The sequence below is a fragment of the Pectobacterium quasiaquaticum genome, from assembly GCF_014946775.2.
GTDB lineage: Bacteria > Pseudomonadota > Gammaproteobacteria > Enterobacterales > Enterobacteriaceae > Pectobacterium > Pectobacterium aquaticum.
Map to the genome: position 1 here is coordinate 315,338 of NZ_CP065177.1, position 20,213 is coordinate 335,550.

The 20,213-nt window shown below is 56.4% G+C and carries 18 protein-coding genes; 10 read left to right on the plus strand and 8 right to left on the minus strand.

Annotated features, from left to right (window positions below; genetic code table 11):
* Window positions 1–15 precede the first annotated feature (15 nt).
* Window positions 16–1,278, plus strand: coding sequence for a UDP-N-acetylglucosamine 1-carboxyvinyltransferase (gene murA, locus IG609_RS01485; protein ID WP_180786425.1), 1,263 nt, complete (start codon window positions 16–18; stop codon window positions 1,276–1,278).
* A 106-nt stretch (window positions 1,279–1,384) separates the two neighbouring features.
* Here murA and degS read toward each other — a convergent pair whose 3' ends face one another.
* From degS to zapG, 3 genes are all read right to left on the minus strand, one after another.
* Window positions 1,385–2,482, minus strand: coding sequence for an outer membrane-stress sensor serine endopeptidase DegS (gene degS, locus IG609_RS01490; RefSeq protein WP_180786424.1), 1,098 nt, complete (start codon window positions 2,480–2,482; stop codon window positions 1,385–1,387).
* A gap of 213 nt (window positions 2,483–2,695) precedes the next feature.
* On the minus strand, window positions 2,696–4,066 hold the full coding sequence (degQ, locus tag IG609_RS01495) for a serine endoprotease DegQ (protein WP_137740624.1): 1,371 nt from the start codon (window positions 4,064–4,066) through the stop codon (window positions 2,696–2,698).
* Between the two features lie 260 nt (window positions 4,067–4,326).
* Window positions 4,327–4,731 carry a Z-ring associated protein ZapG gene (zapG, locus tag IG609_RS01500; protein ID WP_193397186.1) on the minus strand — a complete coding sequence of 135 codons (405 nt, stop codon included), beginning with the start codon at window positions 4,729–4,731 and terminating at the stop codon, window positions 4,327–4,329.
* Between the two features lie 221 nt (window positions 4,732–4,952).
* Between zapG and zapE the strand changes: the two genes are divergently transcribed.
* The 5 genes from zapE (at window position 4,953) to IG609_RS01525 (ending at window position 9,686) form a co-directional block, all read left to right on the plus strand.
* Window positions 4,953–6,104, plus strand: a complete 1,152-nt coding sequence (zapE, locus tag IG609_RS01505; protein WP_193397226.1) for a cell division protein ZapE — start codon at window positions 4,953–4,955, stop codon at window positions 6,102–6,104.
* A gap of 236 nt (window positions 6,105–6,340) precedes the next feature.
* Entirely contained in the window at window positions 6,341–6,769 is a 429-nt protein-coding gene (gene rplM, locus IG609_RS01510; protein ID WP_005975488.1) for a 50S ribosomal protein L13, read from the plus strand.
* A gap of 15 nt (window positions 6,770–6,784) precedes the next feature.
* Window positions 6,785–7,177, plus strand: a complete 393-nt coding sequence (gene rpsI / locus IG609_RS01515) for a 30S ribosomal protein S9 (protein WP_010280182.1) — start codon at window positions 6,785–6,787, stop codon at window positions 7,175–7,177.
* A gap of 239 nt (window positions 7,178–7,416) precedes the next feature.
* On the plus strand, window positions 7,417–8,619 hold the full coding sequence (locus IG609_RS01520; protein WP_193401086.1) for a tyrosine-type recombinase/integrase: 1,203 nt from the start codon (window positions 7,417–7,419) through the stop codon (window positions 8,617–8,619).
* Window positions 8,616–9,686, plus strand: coding sequence for a PDDEXK nuclease domain-containing protein (locus IG609_RS01525; protein ID WP_193401084.1), 1,071 nt, complete (start codon window positions 8,616–8,618; stop codon window positions 9,684–9,686). The genes IG609_RS01520 and IG609_RS01525 overlap by 4 nt, the downstream gene beginning before the upstream one ends.
* 108 nt (window positions 9,687–9,794) lie before the next feature.
* Here IG609_RS01525 and IG609_RS01530 read toward each other — a convergent pair whose 3' ends face one another.
* On the minus strand, window positions 9,795–11,318 hold the full coding sequence (locus tag IG609_RS01530) for a hypothetical protein (protein WP_226374259.1): 1,524 nt from the start codon (window positions 11,316–11,318) through the stop codon (window positions 9,795–9,797).
* Between the two features lie 345 nt (window positions 11,319–11,663).
* On the opposite strand from IG609_RS01530, the gene IG609_RS01535 reads away from it, so the two are divergent.
* From IG609_RS01535 to IG609_RS01545, 3 genes are all read left to right on the plus strand, one after another.
* Complete coding sequence (locus IG609_RS01535) at window positions 11,664–12,983, plus strand: DUF5623 domain-containing protein (RefSeq protein WP_193401082.1); 1,320 nt, start codon at window positions 11,664–11,666, stop codon at window positions 12,981–12,983.
* Between the two features lie 81 nt (window positions 12,984–13,064).
* Window positions 13,065–15,380, plus strand: coding sequence for a type I restriction enzyme HsdR N-terminal domain-containing protein (locus tag IG609_RS01540; protein ID WP_250127229.1), 2,316 nt, complete (start codon window positions 13,065–13,067; stop codon window positions 15,378–15,380).
* Window positions 15,381–15,562: 182 nt separating this feature from the next.
* Window positions 15,563–16,420, plus strand: coding sequence for a DUF6685 family protein (locus IG609_RS01545; RefSeq protein ID WP_193401077.1), 858 nt, complete (start codon window positions 15,563–15,565; stop codon window positions 16,418–16,420).
* Window positions 16,421–16,679: 259 nt separating this feature from the next.
* Here the strand turns inward: IG609_RS01545 and IG609_RS01550 are convergent, their stop codons facing one another.
* Genes IG609_RS01550 through IG609_RS01560 form a run of 3 tightly spaced genes read right to left on the minus strand, consistent with a single transcriptional unit; the run spans window position 16,680 to window position 18,727 of the window.
* On the minus strand, window positions 16,680–17,489 hold the full coding sequence (locus IG609_RS01550) for a carboxymuconolactone decarboxylase family protein (RefSeq protein ID WP_193401075.1): 810 nt from the start codon (window positions 17,487–17,489) through the stop codon (window positions 16,680–16,682).
* Window positions 17,467–17,682: a cupin domain-containing protein gene (locus tag IG609_RS01555; RefSeq protein ID WP_431041407.1), complete on the minus strand. Its 216-nt coding sequence runs from the start codon at window positions 17,680–17,682 to the stop codon at window positions 17,467–17,469. The genes IG609_RS01550 and IG609_RS01555 overlap by 23 nt, the downstream gene beginning before the upstream one ends.
* Before the next feature lie 40 nt (window positions 17,683–17,722).
* Window positions 17,723–18,727, minus strand: a complete 1,005-nt coding sequence (locus IG609_RS01560) for an aldo/keto reductase (protein ID WP_193401073.1) — start codon at window positions 18,725–18,727, stop codon at window positions 17,723–17,725.
* Window positions 18,728–18,883: 156 nt separating this feature from the next.
* Here IG609_RS01560 and IG609_RS01565 point away from each other — a divergent pair, with 156 nt between their 5' ends.
* Window positions 18,884–19,783, plus strand: a complete 900-nt coding sequence (locus tag IG609_RS01565; protein WP_193401071.1) for a LysR family transcriptional regulator — start codon at window positions 18,884–18,886, stop codon at window positions 19,781–19,783.
* 22 nt (window positions 19,784–19,805) lie between these two features.
* Here IG609_RS01565 and IG609_RS01570 read toward each other — a convergent pair whose 3' ends face one another.
* On the minus strand, window positions 19,806–20,213 hold the full coding sequence (locus IG609_RS01570) for a putative quinol monooxygenase (RefSeq protein WP_250127230.1): 408 nt from the start codon (window positions 20,211–20,213) through the stop codon (window positions 19,806–19,808).

The window sequence follows — 20,213 nt, forward strand, 5'->3', positions numbered from 1 at the left end:
TGAGATACAAAGACTATGGATAAATTTCGTGTTCAGGGCCCAACCCGCTTAGCGGGGGAAGTGACCATTTCTGGCGCCAAGAATGCTGCGTTGCCCATCCTGTTCGCTGCGCTACTCGCAGAAGAGCCGGTAGAAATTCAGAACGTACCGAAACTGCGCGACATTGATACCACCATGAAGCTGCTGGGTCAGTTGGGTGCGCGCGTTGAGCGTAACGGTTCCGTCCATGTGGATGCCAGCGAGGTAAACGTGTTCTGCGCGCCGTACGATCTGGTGAAAACCATGCGCGCCTCTATTTGGGCTTTAGGGCCGCTGGTGGCGCGTTTTGGTCAAGGTCAGGTCTCGCTGCCCGGCGGCTGTGCGATTGGCGCGCGTCCGGTAGATTTGCACATTTACGGCCTTGAGCAGCTTGGTGCGCAGATCGTATTGGAAGAAGGCTATGTCAAAGCAACGGTTGATGGCCGCCTGAAAGGTGCGCACATCGTGATGGATAAAGTGAGCGTGGGTGCCACGGTCACCATCATGAGTGCGGCGACGCTGGCGGAAGGCACCACGATTATTGAGAATGCCGCGCGTGAACCAGAGATTGTCGATACGGCAAACTTCCTGAATACGCTGGGTGCGAAAATCAGCGGTGCAGGCACGGATAAAATTACCATTGAAGGCGTTGCGCGTCTGGGCGGCGGTGTCTACCGCGTGGTGCCTGACCGTATTGAGACTGGGACATTCTTGGTCGCGGCTGCAGTATCTCGTGGTCAGATTATGTGTCGCAATACCCGTCCTGATACGCTGGATGCGGTGTTGGCTAAGCTGCGCGAAGCGGGCGCGGAGATCGAAATTGGCGAAGACTGGATCAGCCTGAATATGCACGGTAAGCGTCCAAAAGCCGTTACCGTTCGCACGTCGCCGCATCCGGGGTTCCCGACCGATATGCAGGCGCAGTTCAGCCTGCTGAATCTTGTTGCGGAAGGGACGGGCGTGATTACCGAAACCATCTTCGAAAACCGCTTCATGCACGTGCCTGAGCTTATCCGTATGGGCGCACAGGCGGAAATTGAGAGCAACACGGTGATTTGCCACGGCGTTGATAAGCTGTCTGGGGCGCAGGTGATGGCGACCGACTTACGTGCGTCAGCCAGTCTGGTATTAGCCGGTTGTATCGCGGAAGGTGTGACGATAGTCGATCGTATTTATCACATCGATCGTGGCTATGACCGCATCGAAGATAAGCTGCGTGCGTTAGGTGCGAATATCGAGCGCGTTAAAGAGCACGAGTAAGCGTTTTAGCTGGTTTATCTTCACAATTAGGTTTGTCAGCCGGGTGGGTTCCCACCCGGTTTCTTGTTTACCTGCCGATGTGACTTTATCACCGACCTGACTGCCGTTATTGGGTAGGGAATTCCTGAATCGTCATTTGTAGTGTGATTTGATTTTTATCACGCACAATCGTGACCGGAATGACAGTGCCGGGACGTATTTCCGAAACCTGTTCCATCGTTTCAATAATCGAGCGCGCAGGCTTATTGTTCACGCTAACGATGACGTCTTCGACACGAATACCCGCTTTATCCGCCGGTCCACCGGGGTCGATAGTCTGAACGAGAATCCCGCTTAACCGATCCTGCGCATCACGATTGTTGGTCAGCGTGCTGTTCTCAATATTCTCGATCTGTACGCCGTTGACGCCAATATAGCCACGGACCACGCGGCCATCGCGGATGAGCTTGCCCATCACCTTGGTTGCCAGCGCCACGGGAATGGCGAAGCTAATGCCTTCCGGCGTTTCGCCGTTGCTACTTTTATCAAACGAGAGGGTGTTAATACCGACCAACTCACCGAGCGTATTGACGAGCGCACCACCGGAATTCCCGTGGTTAATTGACGCATCGGTTTGCAGTAAGTTTTGGCGTCCTACCTGGCTTCTTTGCTGACCATAAGTGCTAAGGCTGACGCGGCCAGTGGCGCTGATGACGCCCTGCGTGACGGTTTGCCCCAGATTATAAGGGTTGCCGATTGCCATCACGACATCGCCGACGTGCGGTATGCGGTCTGGATTTATCGGAATAACGGGCAGATTGATGCCGTCAATTTGCAACACGGCCAGATCAGTCAGGCTATCGGAACCGATCACGCGGGCTTCGTACAGCCTGCCGTCTGATAGCTCTATCTGGATTTGTTGCACGTTATTAATCACATGCTTGTTGGTTAAAATGTACCCTTTTTCATTCATGATGACGCCGGATCCGAGAGGATGAATGGCGACTTCATTGGGTTTCCCCTCTTTTGCAACGCGGTTATAAACGTTCACCACAGCAGGCGCTGCATGGCTGACTCCCTGATGGTAACTTATGGGCAAACCATCACTATTTTTGTCATTGCCTTTCAGAAACGACGTGCCAGACCCGACAAAGGGCAGTACGGCCAGAATAATACCGGCGACGAGGGCACCAAAGAGCGCTGAACGTAATAACTTAGCAAGCATGACCGTGATTTACTGTGGAAAAGGGAGGTAAGGGGAGGATATCACGAGAAGTTCGGACACCGCATGACTCGGTGTCCGATTTTTTATGGCGTGCCACCCCTGGCCGCCCCCCTTACGGGCCGTTGCTGATGCAACGTTAAAAATTTCTCCAAGAAATTTTTTAACATCAGCGATGTTTTGGCCAGTTAAGCTGCCGAAAAAGACGGCAAGCGATTAACGCAGCAGCAGATAAATCGTTTCTTCGCCCCGAACGATATTCAAGGCCAGAACGGAAGGCTTCGCTTCCAGCAGTTTGCGCAGTTGCGTGATGTTTTCGATACGCTCGCGGTTCACGCCGATGATGATATCGCCTTTTTGCAGACCGACCTGCGCAGCAGGAGTGTCCTTAGCGACGTTATCAATCTGCACGCCTTTGCTGCCGTCTTTCAATTGGCCATTGGTCAGAGAAGCCCCCTGCAATGACGGTGAAAGCGTTTCAGCGCTGGTTGATGCCGATGAGCTGTTATCCAACACGACGGAAACTTCCTGCGGTTTGCCATCACGCAGCAGACCGATTTTCACGGTCTTGCCCGGTGCGGTGGTGCCGACTTTGGCCCGTAGTTCTGCAAAGCTGCTGATCGGTTTACCATCCAGCGTCGTCAATACGTCGCCTGCCTTGATACCGGCTTTGGCTGCGGCCGATTTCGGTAAGACTTCGCTGACGAAGGCGCCGCGCTGTGCGTCGACGTTGAAGGCTTTCGCCATTTCCGACGTCATCTCGCTGCCTTTAATACCCAGCAGCCCACGTTTCACTTCGCCAAATTCAACCAACTGCTGCGCCAGATTCTGGGCCATATTGCTAGGGATAGCGAAACCGATACCGATGTTTCCGCCGCCCGGTGCCAGGATCGCGGTGTTGATACCGATCAGTTCGCCGTTAAGGTTAACCAGCGCACCGCCGGAGTTACCGCGGTTGATGGATGCATCGGTCTGGATGAAGTTTTCTAACCCTTCAAGATTCAGGCCGCTACGTCCCAGCGCGGAGATAATACCGGACGTCGCAGTCTGACCAAGGCCGAACGGGTTGCCCACAGCAACGGCGAAATCACCGACGCGCAGTTGATCGGAATCGGCCATTTTTACAGAGACCAGATTCTTGGCGTCATTCAGCTGTAGGAGGGCGATATCGGTCTGCTCATCACGCCCAATCAATTTCGCCTCATACTCACGTCCGTCATTAAGCTGGACGCGGATCTTGTCGGCGTTATTGATCACATGATTGTTGGTGAGCACGTAACCTTTTGCAGCATCAATAATGACGCCAGAGCCCAATCCCTCAAACGGGCGAGAATTTTGTTTGTCCGTCGGGAAGTTAGGTCCAAAGAAGAACTTGAATTCTTCCGGTACGCGCTGACGCTGAACCTGTGTACCTTCAACATGCACGCTGACGACGGCTGGCAAGACTTTCTCCAGCATCGGGGCCAGACTTGGCGTCTGTTGACCTTGAACCACGGCAGGCAGCGCAGCATTTGCAGCGGGAAGCGTGGACAGGGTCAAACCTATACTCATTGCCAGTGCACTAAATAGTAATGATGTTTTTTTCATTGTTATTAACTCTCTCACGGCCTGCGGATGAATAAAACGATGATATATAAACTTAAAGACACGGTGAAGAGTCAGACTGGCGATCAATGTGTAAAGTTCACTGCTGTTTCGTCAGCAGATTGTAACTATCGCTTTTTTAGTGCGTGATCGGGCGATGACAGCCTGCGGTACACATCTTAAACGTACAAGCGTTTTAAGCGTAGAACAAGAGAGGAGAAAGCGTGAGACAGAAAGCCCCACGCTTAAGGTAATTGAATGAATTACTTGCGAATCGGGCGTTCGCCCCGCAGCAGGCCTGATGCACCGTCTGAATAATCGCGCGGCGGCATGTTCACCGGGGCCTGATCGTTATCCGCTTCTGATTCGGTCAGACGATATTTAAACGGATTATCCTGACCGGGAACGTGAGGTAACAGGTTATTGGAGCTTTTCGCCATGTGTTGATAAAGCTGACGATAATCATCCGCCATGTTATCCAACAGCTCCGCACTGCGGGCGAAGTGACCCACCAATTCCTGACGATAATCTTCCAGTTCGGTTTTGCTTTTCTCCAGCTCATTTTGCAAGACCCGCTGTTGCCGCAGCTTACGGTTACCAAAGCGCATTGCGACAGCACCAATAATAATACCGACAACTAAACCTATCAGCGCATACTCCCAAGTCATAATAGCTCCTATTTTGACGTCGTTGTCCCGTAGGGTTTTTCACTTAATAATAGTCACTATAACCGTTAACCTTGCCTGAGTGGAATCCTGATACTCGATGACAGAAAGGAATGTTGACCTACCGCAGACATCAAGGTTGTTAACTGCGACGATTACGGCTTAAATCGACGACAACACACAGCAAAACACGACTAACTTTTTTCTCAGGGATTGCGATGGCAATGGTTATTCCACAGACAACACAACAGCAAGCAACACCCTTGGCGCTTTATCAGCAGGCGCTTTCCGCTGGTGAATATCAGCCGGACGAGGTGCAGCGGCAAACCGTTGTGCACCTGGAGGCGATACATCAGGCGTTATGTGAACGCGCTGCTGATGGCGATGCGGGCGCATCCGAGCGCGTGGGGAAATGGCGTAGCTGGCTGGGGCGGCGTAATAAACGGGAATCCGCGCCGGTTCAAGGGCTGTACATGTGGGGCGGCGTCGGGCGCGGTAAAACGTGGCTGATGGATATGTTTTTCCACAGCTTGCCCGCTGAGCGCAAGATGCGCCTGCACTTTCATCGTTTTATGCTGCGTGTGCATGAAGAGCTGAATCAGTTTCAGGGGCAGGAAAATCCGCTGGAGAAAGTGGCCGACGGTTTTAAAGCCGAAACGGATGTGCTGTGCTTCGATGAGTTTTTCGTCTCTGACATTACCGATGCGATGCTGCTGGCTGAACTGTTGCGAGCGCTGTTTGCTCGTGGTATTGCGCTGGTGGCGACGTCGAATATTCCGCCAGACGATCTCTACCGTAATGGACTGCAACGCGCGCGTTTTTTGCCTGCGATTGAGCTGATTAAGCAGTATTGCGAAGTGCGTAATGTTGATGCGGGTATCGATTATCGTCTGCGTACGCTGACGCAGGCACACCTTTATCTCTCGCCGCTGAATGAAGAGACGGATGCTGCGATGCAGCAGATGTTTACCCGCCTGACCGGGAAACCGTGGCAGACGCCGGGGCCAGTGCTGGAGATCAATCATCGTCCGTTATCGACACTTGGCGCGAGTGACGGCGTGCTGGCGGTTGATTTCCACACGCTGTGCACCGAAGCGCGTAGCCAGAATGATTACATCGCACTGTCACGCCTCTACCACACGATGCTGTTGCACAATGTGACGGTGATGGAAACGAAGGAAGAGAACACCGCCCGCCGTTTTCTGGCGCTGGTGGACGAGTGCTACGATCGCCGTATCAAATTGATTATTTCTGCGCAGGCATCGATGTTTGAAATCTATCAGGGAGAACACCTGAAATTTGAATATCAGCGCTGTTTATCCCGTTTGCAGGAAATGCAAAGCGAAGAGTACTTGCGTCAACCCCATTTGGCGTAACGCAGACTATGGCTTTTCGCCATTTTCGAGTGAAAAAGGGTCGATTTTTAAGAATGACTTCTCTATAATCTTGCGACCCCACGTTACAACAAAGTTTTTTTCCCAAAAACTTTATAGTGCCGGCAATGGCTATTCGAAGGGGTAGGTTTGCTGGACTTGATGGTCGTGTGAGCCTCAACTGTTTTCGAGCGTTCGGGTGTTCACCAACGTGTAACTAATTATTGGGTAAGCTTTTAATGAAAACTTTTACAGCTAAACCAGAGACCGTAAAACGTGACTGGTACGTTGTTGATGCGAACGGTAAAACTTTAGGCCGTCTCGCTACTGAACTGGCTCGTCGTCTGCGCGGCAAGCATAAAGCGGAATATACCCCGCACGTTGATACGGGTGATTATATCATCGTTCTGAACGCTGACAAAGTTGCTGTCACTGGCAACAAGCGTACTGACAAGATTTATTATCATCACACCGGTCACATCGGTGGTATTAAACAAGCGACCTTTGAAGAGATGATTGCCCGCCGTCCTGAGCGTGTGATTGAAATCGCGGTTAAAGGCATGCTGCCGAAGGGCCCGTTGGGTCGTGCTATGTTCCGTAAACTGAAAGTTTACGCGGGCACCGAGCACAATCACGCGGCACAGCAACCGCAAGTTCTGGACATTTAATCGGGATTATAGGCAATGGCTGAAAATCAATACTACGGCACTGGTCGCCGCAAAAGCTCCGCCGCTCGCGTGTTCATCAAACCGGGCAACGGTAACATCGTTATCAACCAGCGTAGTCTGGAACAGTACTTCGGTCGCGAAACTGCCCGCATGGTAGTTCGTCAACCGCTGGAACTGGTCGACATGGTTGGTAAATTTGATCTGTACATCACCGTTAAAGGTGGTGGTATCTCTGGTCAGGCTGGTGCGATCCGTCACGGTATCACCCGCGCTCTGATGGAGTATGATGAGTCTCTGCGTAGCGAACTGCGTAAAGCTGGTTTCGTTACTCGTGATGCTCGTCAGGTTGAACGTAAGAAAGTCGGTCTGCGTAAAGCACGTCGTCGTCCTCAGTTCTCCAAGCGTTAATTTCTGGCTGCTTTGCAGCGAAATCAATGCAAAAAACCCGGTGCTGGTCACCGGGTTTTTTTATTTCACCATGACTCCAGCCCGGTACTTCGCTGGACTACGCCAAGACTAGATACAACAGGTTTATCAGTAACTTAGGCGGGTTCATCATATGCCGGTGCTTTCTGAAACTTGACCCGACTTCCTCTCTGCTGGCCCCTAGAAGGCTCCTGGGAACCGGGTCTTTCTGAGGAGTCATCATGGCAAAAATCAAGCTCACCAAGTCCGCTGTCGATGCGGCACAACCACAGGCGCAGGCCGTCGAACTCCGGGATACGCTGGTGCCCGGTTTCTTGTGCAAGATTACCCCGTCGGGCCGCAAGGTGTTCATGCTCCAGTACCGGACGAACGCCGGCGAGCGCCGCAAGCCTGCCTTGGGCCAGTATGGGGAACTGACCGTCGAACAGGCCCGCTCGCTCGCGCAAGAATGGCTGGCCCAAGTACGCCGGGGTGGTGATCCCGGCGCAGCCAAGGCGGAAGCCCGCAAAGCCCCCAACGTCGAGGAGTTGTGCAAGAAGTTCATGGAGGACCACTCCAAAAAGCGCAACAAGCCCAGCACCCGCGTCGGCTATCAAGGTGTCATTGACCGGTGCATCATCCCGTTGCTGGGCCGCAAGAAGGTCCACGATGTGAAACGCCCTGACATTGCCGGACTGATGGAAAAGCTTTCGTACAAGCAGACCGAGGCGAACAAGGCGTTCAGCATCCTGCGCAAGATGTTCAACTTGGCCGAGGTGTGGGGCTATAGGCCTGACGGCACCAATCCTTGCCGCCATGTCCCGATGTTCCCGGCCGGCAAGTCCACCCACCTTATCAGCGACGAAGACATGGGCAAGCTGTTCCGGCAGCTCGACAAGATTGAGGCCGAGGGGCTGGAGAACTACGTCATCCCGTTGGCGATCCGCCTGCAATTTGAGTTTGCCGGCCGCCGTGGAGAAATCGTTTCGCTCGAATGGGAATGGATCGATCTGGAAAACCGCCGTGTCGTCTGGCCCGACAGCAAGACCGGCGGTATGTCCAAGCCCATCAGCGAGGAAGCCTACCGGCTGCTTTCGACGGCACCGAAGCAGGAAGGCAATCCTTACATACTGCCGTCGCCGCGCCATCCAGGGCAACACCTGACCACAGGCGAGTATTACGGTGGCTGGAGTCGTGCACTCAAAGCGGCGGGTGCGACGCACGTTGGAACGCACGGCATCCGCCATCGCTCAGCGACCGATATTGCCAATTCGGGTATCCCGGTCAAGGTCGGCATGGCCCTGACGGCGCACAAGACCGTGGTGATGTTCATGCGCTACGTCCACACCGAGGACAAGCCCGTGCGGGAAGCCGCCGAACTGGTGGCGAATCGGCGCAAGGCAATCACCGGCACCAAGCCGCAGCCTGCGGAGGCGACGGCATGAGCAAGCGCGAAGTCGCCGTTCCTTCGCCCGCAGCGCCTTCGGCGCTGTTGGGCGACATCCGGGCACTGATCGAGGCGGCGCGCAAGCGTGCCGCCTCGACGGTGAATAGCGAACTGACGATGCTCTACTGGCGCATCGGCCAGCGCATCCGCACGCAGGTCTTGGACGGGCGCCGAGGCGCCTACGGCAAGGAAGTCCTGCCCACCTTGGCGACACAGTTGGTGAAGGAGTACGGCGGCAGCTTTGCCGAGCAGAACCTGCGCCGCATGGTGCAGTTTGCGGCCACCTTCCCCGACGAGCAGATTCTCGTATCACTGATACGAGAATTGAGCTGGACGCACTTCATCGCGCTGATCCCGCTGAAAGACCCGCTCCAGCGGGACTACTACGCGCAGATGGCAAGCACCGAACGCTGGAGCGTGCGGACGCTGCGTGAACGGATCGACTCGATGCTGTACGAGCGCACGGCGCTTTCCAAGAAGCCGGGCGAGACGATCGCACAGGAACTAGCGACGATGCGCGATGCGCAGCGCATGTCGCCCGCCCTGGTCATGCGCGACCCGTACATCCTCGACTTCCTGGGGCTGCGCGACACCTGGCAGGAAGGCGACTTGGAGGCGGCGATCATCCGTGAAATGGAATCCTTCCTGCTGGAACTGGGCGCGGGTTTCAGCTTCGTGGCCAGGCAAAAGCGCATCCCGATTGACGACGAGGATTTTCACCTCGATCTGCTGTTCTACAACCGTAAGCTGCGGCGGCTGGTGGCAGTGGAGTTGAAGGTCGGCGAGTTCAAGGCCGCGTACAAGGGGCAGATGGAGCTTTACCTGCGCTGGCTCGACAGGCATGAGCGCGAGCCGGAGGAAGCCTCGCCGTTGGGGATCATCCTTTGCACGGGCAAGAAGCGCGAGCAGATCGAATTGCTGGAACTGGACAAGTCGGGCATCCACGTCGCCGAGTACCTGACCGCCTTGCCGCCGAGGGGCATGCTGGTAGAGCGGCTTCATCAAGCGACCCAACGAGCACAGTCACAGATCGAGCAACGCAGCAATCGAGAGACGGGGGTATGAACATTGCCAGCGTTCAACCGTTTTCTGTTACTACATGCGGACAGGGAAAATTCTGTCGCGTTCGGATGTGCGCCCTGCTGAATCAGCAGGGCGTTGTCATATATTGACTCAAAGCCACGCGCGCTCTTCTGTCGCGACCAATTGCTGCATGGCATCTACGGTGATGGATCGTGCGGCTGTTCGACGCGCCGCTATTTTCTCAGGGCTGCTTTCACCTAAAAGGCTGTCGCCTGAGCATTCGTGAAGCGCCTGCTGAAAATCGAGTTCGTTGGCGCGACCAAACAGAGCACTTTTTTTTGTGTCGTCCACCACCATGAAGCGCACGGGATTCAAACGCAACAGATCACGCCAACGCTCGTCGAAGGATACGAAGTGAGGGATGAAAAATGAACCGTACTGTGTGAGATGAGCGGTTTGTTCCATGAGTCGAAGGTGAGTCATATCCCAGGCCATTCCACGCACTGCTTTGAGTAGCTTGGGCGAAGGGTTGATAAGCGGCCCAAAGAATGGTGCAACGACCTTGCCACGTATGCCGCTCCAGATTAGGCTTAATTCCGTCGCGGGAAGGAACCCCAATTCCGATATGCAGAACTGTACAAGCTGACTAAGAATGCGCGCAGCCTCTCTTTTTCCTTCTTTACGCCACAGTGTAGAAAATCGAAGCAATAGCGCCTGAATACCGAGGCTTTTGGCTTCGTGATGCACAATGGCGGGTGCGCTATACAAGCTTGATAAAAAGGTATCAGCTTCACGCTGAAGTGATGCCTTTAGTTTTTCGATGGGGGCATCGAAATCGAACCGGCCAGGATCACTCTTGAAAGCGTCCCAGTTCAAGTGATCGAGCATGCGAAAGGCGATCACTGTATTTAACGGCCGCATGTTGCTTTCGTTTTCCCGTGCTAGACGGACGTTCTCGTAGAGAAACGGCATTAAATCAAACTGTACTCTCGGGTTCTTGGCCTTAAGCATCAGAACTTCGATTACACGGTTGCGATCGACTGGTTGGATATTTTCGCCGCTCAGTGTGGCTCGCATTTTCTCGGCGAAGTTGGAATCGAAACTCAAAGAGTAATCAAGTGGCACGGTTGTTTGCCCGCCAGTGAGTCGCGCCTGCACGCTGATGTGACGCGATATGAAAAATGCGTTGGGGCCCTCGAAAATAGGCGTGACGTAGATGTTGGACGTAGCGCCAAGTCCAAGATCAAGTTTCACGGCACCCGCTTGCTCAGTGCTAACAAGGGCTCTGAGGTCCGCGCATTCCGCTGCTCGATGAGTGGAAAGGTCATCTAGTGCGGCTTGATCGCCTGTAAGAAGAGCGCGGAACAAAATATCAATGACAGGGGGCTGGGGTAGCCTACTGGCGGATTCTGGTTCTAGTGCTAGGCACAATTCATCAATCGGCAGGCTCAGGCCATGCAGTTTCGTGATGCGTTGAGCGAGCCGGTCAGCCGAGTGGTCATCCCACTGCGCAGTAGCGACGCGGACAGGAAAGGCATTGACTTCGGGCCAATTGCGCAGGCCAGGAATGGCGGCGATCAGATCGAGTGCCTGGCCATGCTTGAGGATAAGGTTGTGGCGTTCGAGGTATGCGCGTAAGCGCTCCGCAAACACCTTGAGCTTCTGGGTGTCCATAGATTGATCTCCATCGGGCGTCGAGCCGGTGCACGCTTTGCGGGCCGCCCAAGGAATCAAACATGGAATGGGTAGGCACTGAAATACTCCGTCTTCGTCGTACCCCAAAGGGCGCGTGCGGCTGGTGACGGCAACCAAGCTTGACAATACCATGATATTCAGTTATCGCCAATTACCCCGGGTTTGTGGGATACTGATGGCAAGGCTTCGGGCAGGAGCCTGCCACCCGTCATAGCAAAGCTGTTGACAGCACTGCCGGTACATCCCTCTCTTCCTGTACATGCCATGTTCAGGTTCGAGAAGCGGCAGACGGGTGACGTTTCGTCATGAACCGGGAGAACTGTCATGTCGAGTGAAGCTATTCGACCGTCCACCTTGGACGGCATCAAACGCCTTGCCAAATCGCTTAAGGTCGAGCGAGGCATCCAACACGTCCGCGCATTGGACGACGCGGCGCAGGCGGCGGGATTCCAGAACTTTCGCCATGCGAGCAATGTGCTGCGTGCAGCAGCACCTAAAGCGGAGCGCCCACGCGCCGGCTATTGCACCTTCCTGACCGCTTACTGGAAGGACCGTGAGGGGGGTGGAAGCGGACGCGAAACGTTGACCGTCTGGCTGTCCGCGCCCTGGGCTGAGTTGATTTCATCCTCTCAGCTCCAGAATCATCGCGCATTGGTGAATTTCCGAGTCGAGGGGCCCGACCACCTCGCACGCGAGCATCTGCTACGTACTCAATCTGAGGCCCGGCGCACAGTTTGCGCTGCTGCACGTGCCTTGCATTTCATGGACGCAACGAAGCTGCGTCCATCCAAGAGCCACAGCCGCGCCTTTCCTGGTGGCCGTTCGAGCAACGCCATCCCCGGGCGCGATCACTACAGCATCTGGTACGACCGTGAGACAAAGCGTTATTTGTTTGCGGATGAGCCTTATGAGAAGGCGGTCGAAAGCAAGGTTCAGGAGCGCGAAGATTGGGTGCAGCAGCATGGCTTCGCCATCGTCAAGCCTGAATGGGCCGGTATGTACGCACCAGATGTCGGCTCACGCCTCTACTTGATTGCCGAGGAGACGAAGGGCATCCCGCTGCAGCCCATCGCCGCTGCGCTGGACAAATTGCCAGCGCCCATCGTGGAAGCAGCATGGGAAGGCGAGTCCGCACCAACGCTGCCGTACTTCGTGAGTCCCGGCACCATCGCCAAGGCGGCAGCCGAGAAGGACAAGCAGAAAACACCGCCTAAGTCGAACGGTCAGCGCAATTCGGTCGGCTATGTGCAGACTTTTGTCGGTCCGCAGCGTCGTCCAAAGGGGCAGATGCCGATTGAGGCGCATGCGGAAGTCGGTCGACTTCTGAAATCAGTGCTGGTAGCCACCTACCATCGTAAGGGTGTCTACAACCGCGTTGATGCGATCCGCAGCGAACTCGACGAATGGGTGCAGCGCGAATACAACGGCGCCGAACTGTCGAATGAGCAATTTTTTGAGTTGTACTACCACGAGTCCGGGTCGACGTTCTCCCGATCACTTCCTGAAGCCGAGAGGAAACGACACGCTGAAAGTCTGATGAAAGCAAGGAAGCTGCTGGACCAGCATTATCCCGACTGCCCGCCGCTGCGTTCACTGTTGAAAAAAATGGAGGCTGCAGTCAAGTCGCTGCGGGATTGGGTTTAAGGAGCCGTCGCAATGCCTCGTACAAAACAAGATCAGCAAGTGTCGCCATCCGTTCGTCCCGAGGCCGAGTTGGAGAGCCGAATGGCAGCGGCTCTGTCCGCAGCCTTTCCCAATATTCCCCGTGAGCAACTGGTGGAACAACGGCGCTTCACCGTGCGCCTCGGTCACGAGACACATGAGTTCGACAGCGCTGCCCAGTGGGAGAAGACTGGGCGAGCGGATGTACTCATCTTTCATGGTGGACGGCCGCTGGCTGTGGTGGAACTCAAGCGAGAGGATCTTGCGCTGACTCATGCTGACTATGAGCAAGCGCAAAGCTACGCGAATCAGTTGACGCCACGACCTCCTCTTGTCGTTGTCACGAATGGGCGCGATACCCGCATCTACGACGCCAATACAGGGCAACTTTGGTCCGGCGAGCAAGACTCCGCCAGTGCGGTGCTCCGTCTGCTTGCCAATGCCGCCAAGTTGGCGGCGGCGGATATGCGGTGGGCGACTGAAGCTTTGATGGGGCGGGAAACCGGGGTCTGGGTTCCCATCGTGCGATCTGCAACGGCGAGGCTCCTGACCGAAATGACTAATCCACCCGGCCAGTCCGATCGCGCCTTCGCCGAGCTTCTGCTGTTTCCTCGTCTCAGTACCTTCGCCGCAATCACATCAGCTCAAGCTGGGACGACCTTCACGATCGTCGAGGGTGCAGCACAGAGCGGCAAGAGCAGTTGTCTACGCGAACTCGCCTTGCGCACGCTGGACAGTGAAGACTTGGCCGTCCTGATGTTGCGAGGCTCAGGGCCTGGGCTGTTTCAGTCGCTGGCCAACTTGTTCGCCATCGAGCTTGAATGGAACCTCACCGCGAACGATGCTCGCCAGTGGCTGCGGCGGATGTCCGCCGGGCCAGCGGGGCCGGCCCTTTTGCTTGCTATTGACGATGTAGAGCCAGGTACGCCAATGGCTGCCGACCTGGAGGAACTGGCGAGCCTGCGGCCTGGCAACAAGCTCAATGTCATTTTGACCACTGATCGCGCGGAACGGCTGGTCAAGGCTCCAAACGGTCGCACGCAGACGGCGGTGGGAGATCGAGCAAAGGTCATCGAAATCGGACCCTTGAGTTTGGAAGAGTTTCAAAGTGCGCAGCGCGCTCTCGCCAATCAAAAAGTTCTCTTCCAGAAGGGGGCGGAGTACGCAGAGGACTACCGTGCGCCATGGGTACTTCGCACGATTTACGATGATGCCGCCCGTAACCCACGATACCAAGACCCGGACAGCGCCTTGCTTCTTCCTCCAGCGCTTGGCTTGGAACTTGTGCAAGCTGCGCGCCGGAGCTACGCCCATCAGGCGGACCTGCTTCGCGGCTATCGGGTGCTCGCGCGTTGCACTCTTGCCGATGAGGGTGCCCGTTCGGCCGAACTGGCCTTGGCAGCATCGAATGGGTTCGTCGTGCGACAAGATGCTCTTTCCGACGAAGCCCGCCATGCGGTGGCCGAACTCAAATCCAAAGGTGCGGTGCGCACCTATCGTCACGCAGGCAGCGAGGATGTCGTGGTGCCGACCATCCCTGCCGCCTTCCTCTCAGAGCTTGCAGATGCCGCAGGCGACGAACTTGCACGCCGCGCTGCAGTAGACCCGCAGGAAGCTGGCACTTGGCTTGGCAATCGCTTGTCCACTGTCTATCTCGGGGACATGGTCGGTGCGCAGGCGATTCGTTGCATGGCGGAGAAAACAGGCGGATTCAGTTCTGGAGTCATCGACGGCCTTCTTTCTATCGAGCCCATGGAGGAACCCATCGAAAACGCGCTGGTCGCGATGGCTGCACCAGACGGTCGGTTGATTCATCTGAAGATAGAAGGCGAAAAAGCCTGGCCGTCCAATCGTCACGGCGACGTCATCGGCGAATCTATTGATCTCGGAGAGGAGCGCCCGCACATGCTTGGCAACGCGGTGGCTTGGATGATCCTTGGACAACTTGCCAGGCTTCCCGCAGCGGCGGTTGGCGATGACAGCCAACGCATGGACGCGTTTGTTTTGCTGAACATCGGCCAGTGCCCATTCCCATTGTTACGCGCAAACGAAGAGGGACTGGGCCATCTTGTGCACGATCTCGGCGACCACGGTCGCGTCCTTTGCCACGATCAAGGCCCCATCGAGGCAGCAACGCAAGCGATGGCCGATCTATTTTCACGTCCATGGTCACACGCAGACGAGTGGGTGGATGCCGCGATCGAAACCGGGTCTCTGCCACTTTTGCATCGTTTGACTATTGCGCTGCGCACCGTGCAAATACGCACCATACCTGATCTTTCCGAATGGGCCGATGTGACGCTCAAAGAGCGCGTTCTCCCCACGCTCACCGCCGCCCTTCGAGCATCAGTCGGCGGCGAAGACGTAGGCGCACATTGACCACAAGCAGGTACTTGTAATCTATGCATGCGATGTCGCTCTCTGAGTTTCCAATTTCTGTGCTTGAACTCCACACATGGTCGTGGTGGCGACGGTTTTGGAAGCGACCGCCAGCGCTGGTACGGAAGCGGTGCGAAGCTTGGTGTGAGCTATTGGGGCTCAGGGAGGCGGTCGGAAAAGGCGTGCGCCTCAACACCCCAAAATCGAAGATTTTTGATGACTCACGCCGTCGATGGGACATCCTGGACAATCTTGACCGCGGCAATTTTACTTTGCGGAGCCGCTTTTCGGGCTTAGCCTGGGGCGCTAAGGAGGCTTTCCAAAGTCCTCATGGATCGCTAGTGCAAGTGACGATGGTGCCTCACTTTGAATGCGACGCAAGCGATATAGAGGGAATCTCCTCAAGTAAGTCGGCTGATATGCCGCACGAAAGTGTGAACGTTTTTGGTGCCTATTATATTGATGAGCAGAATCGCTATGCCAGAAAAGGAAAGCCCCCGCTCGGGCTGGATGATGCGAGCTTAAAAGAGCTTTGTTCACATGGCGAAATCCGGCTACTGCACGGACGTGGCTCCGACACGTTTAGCGTGCGAGCTTGGGATGGCCGTTTGTTCCTTGATAACAGTGGCGGATCTCATCATCTTGCGGGCGCCGTGCATGTCGCTAAGCGCATTGGCGCGCGCATTCCCCTTGCCTCGAAACTCTATCTCTACCAGCTCAACCATTTGACTGTGCAATGGCTGCTTGATGGATTTCATTTGGTATTGCTCCCCAAGGAATTGGCCGGACAGATGCTGTGGATTGTGAAGAACTTGGTAGGTTCTGGTTCGAGCATGGAGTTCCCATCTGTACTGGCCGAAGGCGCGCTTTTGGCGTTCCCTCGGGGTTCGCAAATCGCCGAGTGCGTGATGGCAGAACTATTGAGTCAGGGGCACCACGATTTAGGCAATGATTTGAGGGAGGCGCTGACTGCGCAACAGCGATTCTTGACCGAATCGACGACTCCATGGACAAAACAATTCTCATCTCCAACCTGCTGACGATGCGCTAAATGCGTGTGGTCAGGTCGTAACCTATGGATTGAGTGTTTTGAAGTTTCAGATGAACGTAGCGACAGAAGAGCGTCCCGGCATGCCGCCGTCGGGCTCGCAGGCGTTGCCCCATGCCTCGTGCCGAGTCATGGCCATGCGGCGTTGATCCCTGACGCCACTGACCAAGGACAGCAGCGTTCGATCGCATCGGCAAAGCCGATGCTGGAGAAATGACTTCGGACATTCTATTTTCGTGAGGCGTGTTGAGTCACACTGTGTCGTGCTTACTGCTAGGCTGCGTGGCCAGATGACGCGCCAGCGCCTCACGGGCGCGACGGGCCGTTTCGGCGTCCACGCGCTCTTCCAGTACCTCGGTAAGCTGCTGCAACTGACCCGCCGTGAGCCCGATGTTCATGCTGATGCGCAGGTGTGCCTGGAGTTGCGGCTCTGTGCCAGATAATGCGGAAAGCATTCCAACCGTAGCCAGTTCACGGCTAGACCAGTCGAGGTTGTCGCGCTCGAAGATGTCGCCGAAAAGATGACTGCGCAGATATTCGTTTGCCACCGGAGCGAATTCGAAGAGAGCGCCTTCGACCGGCGCACCGGAGAGCTGGGTCTGGTTTGCCTTGCCGGCGGCGAGCAGCGCGTCGCCCTTGGGGATGGTACGCGAAGGCTCCCGGCCAGGGACATCCCGAATGCCGTGCTGTTTGCGGGCATGCAACACCTTCATCAGTTCGCCCAGCGCGTTGAGACTACGCGGAAAGCCGGCGTAGGCGTAGAGCTGCACCAGAATCTCGCGGGCATCACTGATCGTAAGGCCTGCGTCCAGCCCATGTTCAAGAGCCGCGTTCAAGCCGGACATGTTGCCGGCTGCAGCAAAGGCGGCAACCGGCACGATGGCCTGCTGGCGCATGTCGAGGCTTGCTGCGGCCTGCGTGGTGCTGATTCCGACATTCACGGCACTTCCCCCAGTTTCGTTCGATGCGTCCGCCGATGCGCAGACGAGATTGAGCGCCATGACCATCGCGCCGGCGTAAACGGCCGAGCGGCCGCGTTCAGTGTCCCTGGTATTGCTCATCGCTGACTTTCTCCATCCATGCCACATTCTTTCCATTCACCATACTGATCACCGCCAGGCGCTGGCCTGCCGGATGGGTATGCCAGACCGAGCACGCACCGGGCTCGAAGGTAATGAGTCCATCGGAGGCCCTGATGTACTCGTCCGCCAGTGCTCCGCTGGCATGAGCAGCGAAAAGGAAGATTGCGGCCATTAACGACAAAAGCATTGACATCGCTTTTCTGGGGACGACTTTAGACAAGCGGACGACCTTCTACCGGATAGCCGGGATCGGTATAGCCATGTGTGGAGGTATGGCCCGGTGGAACGAGGCTGTCGACTAGCTTCTCGTCCTCATCGGTGAGTGCGAGCGACAGTGCAGGCAGATAGCTCTGCCATTGCGCTTCGGTGCGGGGGCCCGTGATCGTTGAAGCCACCGCAGCGTTGTTCAGTACCCAGGCGAGAGCAAAGGCCACGGACGTGGTGCCACGCTCGGCCGCATGAGCCGCGATGGTCTGTGCGATATGGATCGACTCAGCTCGCCACTCAGTCTGCTGGATGCGGCGGTCTCCGCGGGCCACGCGCGAATCGACAGGCGGCGGTGCATCGAGTGCGTACTTGCCGGTGAGTACGCCACGCGCCAGCGGGCTGTAGGAAACCACACCCAGTCCATAGTGGCGTGCGGCCGGCAGGTGCTCCACTTCGGCGGTGCGGTCGACGATGTTGTAGAGCGGCTCGCTCGCCACCGGGCGCTCGATGCCGAGCTGATCGCACAGGCGGACCACCTCGGCAATACGCCATCCCTTGAAGTTGGAGAGGCCGAAGTAGCGCAGTTTGCCCTGACGGGCCAAATCGCCGACGGCACGCACTGATTCTTCCAGTTGCAGACCAGGAATTGCACGGTGGAAGTAGAGGATGTCGAGGTAGTCGGTGCCCAGACGCTTCAGACTGGCCTCGACCGACTGATAGATCCACTTACGCGACTGGCCCTGTTCGTTGGGCCCTTGCGCAAAGGGAAAGCCAAACTTGGTGGCTAGCACCCAGTGGTCACGGTGCGCAGTAATCGCGCGGCCGACGATCTCTTCCGAGCGACCTGCATGATACACGTCAGCGGTGTCGATGAAATTCACGCCAACCTCGAAGGCCTGGCCGATGATGCGGGCCGAAGTGACCTCGTCGGTTTCTCCGCCGAACATCATACTGCCCAGACAGAGCGGTGAAACCTTTAGGGCGCTGCGCCCGAGATAGCGGTAATCCATGCTTGATCCTTCAGGCCGGGAGGAGTCATGTGCCGCCGACATCAAAGGAGCCGGCGAACGGCGCCACTCTCGCACGCCACAGGAAGAATTCTAGAAGACTGGTCATTCGTTGGTAAGACTGTAAAATCTGGATGCACCTGTGAACAGGATTCACCAATGGCAAAAGAAAGCCTCGACGATCTGCAAGCCTTCTTGGTCGTTGCGCGCGAGCGCAGCTTCACGCGGGCCGCTGCTCAACTGGGTCTTTCCCGCTCGGCACTGAGTCACGCGATGCTGGCGCTGGAAGCGCGTCTTGGCGTGCGGCTGCTCACGCGCACCACCCGCAGCGTGTCTACCACCGAAGCCGGCGCGCGACTCTTCGACGCCCTCGCGCCGAGGCTGGACGAGATTACGCTGGAGCTTGTCGCGTTGGGCGCGCTGCGCGAGAAGCCAGCCGGCACCGTGCGTATCACCGCACATGACCATGCCATCACCACCGTGCTCTGGCCGCGCCTGCAGCCGCTGCTGGCTGAGTATCCCGACATCAAGGTCGAATTCAACGTCGACTACGCCTTTGTCGACATCGCCGCCCAGCGCTTCGATGCCGGTGTGCGCGTGGGAAATCGGGTAGACCGCGACATGATCGCGGTGCGGATTGCACCCGATCTGCGTATGGCGGTGGCGGCTTCTCCCTCCTATCTCGCAGGCAAGACCGCACCGCATACACCGCAGGAACTCACCGGCCACCGCTGCGTCAACCTGCGCCTGCCCACCCACGGTGGGCTCTATGCCTGGGATTTCGAAAAGGACGGTCAAGCCATCAACGTTCGCGTGGACGGCCAGACTACGTTCAACAACACCTTCCTGATGCTGCAGGCAGCCCTCGATGGCTTTGGTTTCGCCTTTGTCCCGCATGACCTGATGCAGCCGCATATCGACTCTGGCCAACTGTTGCCGGTGCTCGAAGACTGGTGGCCCACCTTTCCGGGCTACCACCTCTACTACGCAAATCGCAAACAGATCGCGCCGGCGCTGGCGCTAGTGATCGAAACATTGCGCTTCGACTCGGATCGATAGCGCGGAAGCGGGTTAGGCGATACTACCTTGCAGCAGGAAGAGTTGCCTTGTCGGCAAGCAGTACAGTATCGGTCTCGATCAATTTCCGAGACCGGATCATCTTCTGCGTGGTCTCGAAATACTTCCTGAAGTGAGGCGTATCACGATGCCGAAGGTAGGCCTCCTCATTTGCATAGATCTCGATGAAGCGTAGCTGCGACGGGTTGTCTTTCACGGCCACCGAATAGAGCGCAATCACGCCGGGTTCGGTACGCACCGCCGCGTGCATACCTTCGGTTACCGCCGCCTTGAACGCGTCAAGCTGCGCCGAATCAATCTCAAGCTCGGCAATCCGCAAAATCGTTCCAGCGGGCTGCTCGGCCAGACTCGTTCCCGCCGAGAAAATCATGACAAGCGCGGCCACAAGATTTCGGATACTGGATTTCTTCAC

Bases quoted from the DNA above. Each gene is read 5' to 3' on its own strand.
- rplM (WP_005975488.1), top strand. From the start codon at position 6,341: ATGAAAACTTTTACAGCTAAACCAGAGACCGTAAAACGTGACTGGTAC.
- IG609_RS01520 (WP_193401086.1), top strand. From the start codon at position 7,417: ATGGCAAAAATCAAGCTCACCAAGTCCGCTGTCGATGCGGCACAACCA.
- murA (WP_180786425.1), top strand. From the start codon at position 16: ATGGATAAATTTCGTGTTCAGGGCCCAACCCGCTTAGCGGGGGAAGTG.
- zapG (WP_193397186.1), bottom strand. From the start codon at position 4,731: ATGACTTGGGAGTATGCGCTGATAGGTTTAGTTGTCGGTATTATTATT.
- IG609_RS01530 (WP_226374259.1), bottom strand. From the start codon at position 11,318: ATGGACACCCAGAAGCTCAAGGTGTTTGCGGAGCGCTTACGCGCATAC.
- degS (WP_180786424.1), bottom strand. From the start codon at position 2,482: ATGCTTGCTAAGTTATTACGTTCAGCGCTCTTTGGTGCCCTCGTCGCC.
- zapE (WP_193397226.1), top strand. From the start codon at position 4,953: ATGGTTATTCCACAGACAACACAACAGCAAGCAACACCCTTGGCGCTT.
- rpsI (WP_010280182.1), top strand. From the start codon at position 6,785: ATGGCTGAAAATCAATACTACGGCACTGGTCGCCGCAAAAGCTCCGCC.
- IG609_RS01550 (WP_193401075.1), bottom strand. From the start codon at position 17,489: ATGAGCAATACCAGGGACACTGAACGCGGCCGCTCGGCCGTTTACGCC.
- IG609_RS01565 (WP_193401071.1), top strand. From the start codon at position 18,884: ATGGCAAAAGAAAGCCTCGACGATCTGCAAGCCTTCTTGGTCGTTGCG.
- IG609_RS01540 (WP_250127229.1), top strand. From the start codon at position 13,065: ATGGCAGCGGCTCTGTCCGCAGCCTTTCCCAATATTCCCCGTGAGCAA.
- IG609_RS01560 (WP_193401073.1), bottom strand. From the start codon at position 18,727: ATGGATTACCGCTATCTCGGGCGCAGCGCCCTAAAGGTTTCACCGCTC.
- IG609_RS01535 (WP_193401082.1), top strand. From the start codon at position 11,664: ATGTCGAGTGAAGCTATTCGACCGTCCACCTTGGACGGCATCAAACGC.
- IG609_RS01525 (WP_193401084.1), top strand. From the start codon at position 8,616: ATGAGCAAGCGCGAAGTCGCCGTTCCTTCGCCCGCAGCGCCTTCGGCG.
- degQ (WP_137740624.1), bottom strand. From the start codon at position 4,066: ATGAAAAAAACATCATTACTATTTAGTGCACTGGCAATGAGTATAGGT.
- IG609_RS01555 (WP_431041407.1), bottom strand. From the start codon at position 17,682: ATGGCCGCAATCTTCCTTTTCGCTGCTCATGCCAGCGGAGCACTGGCG.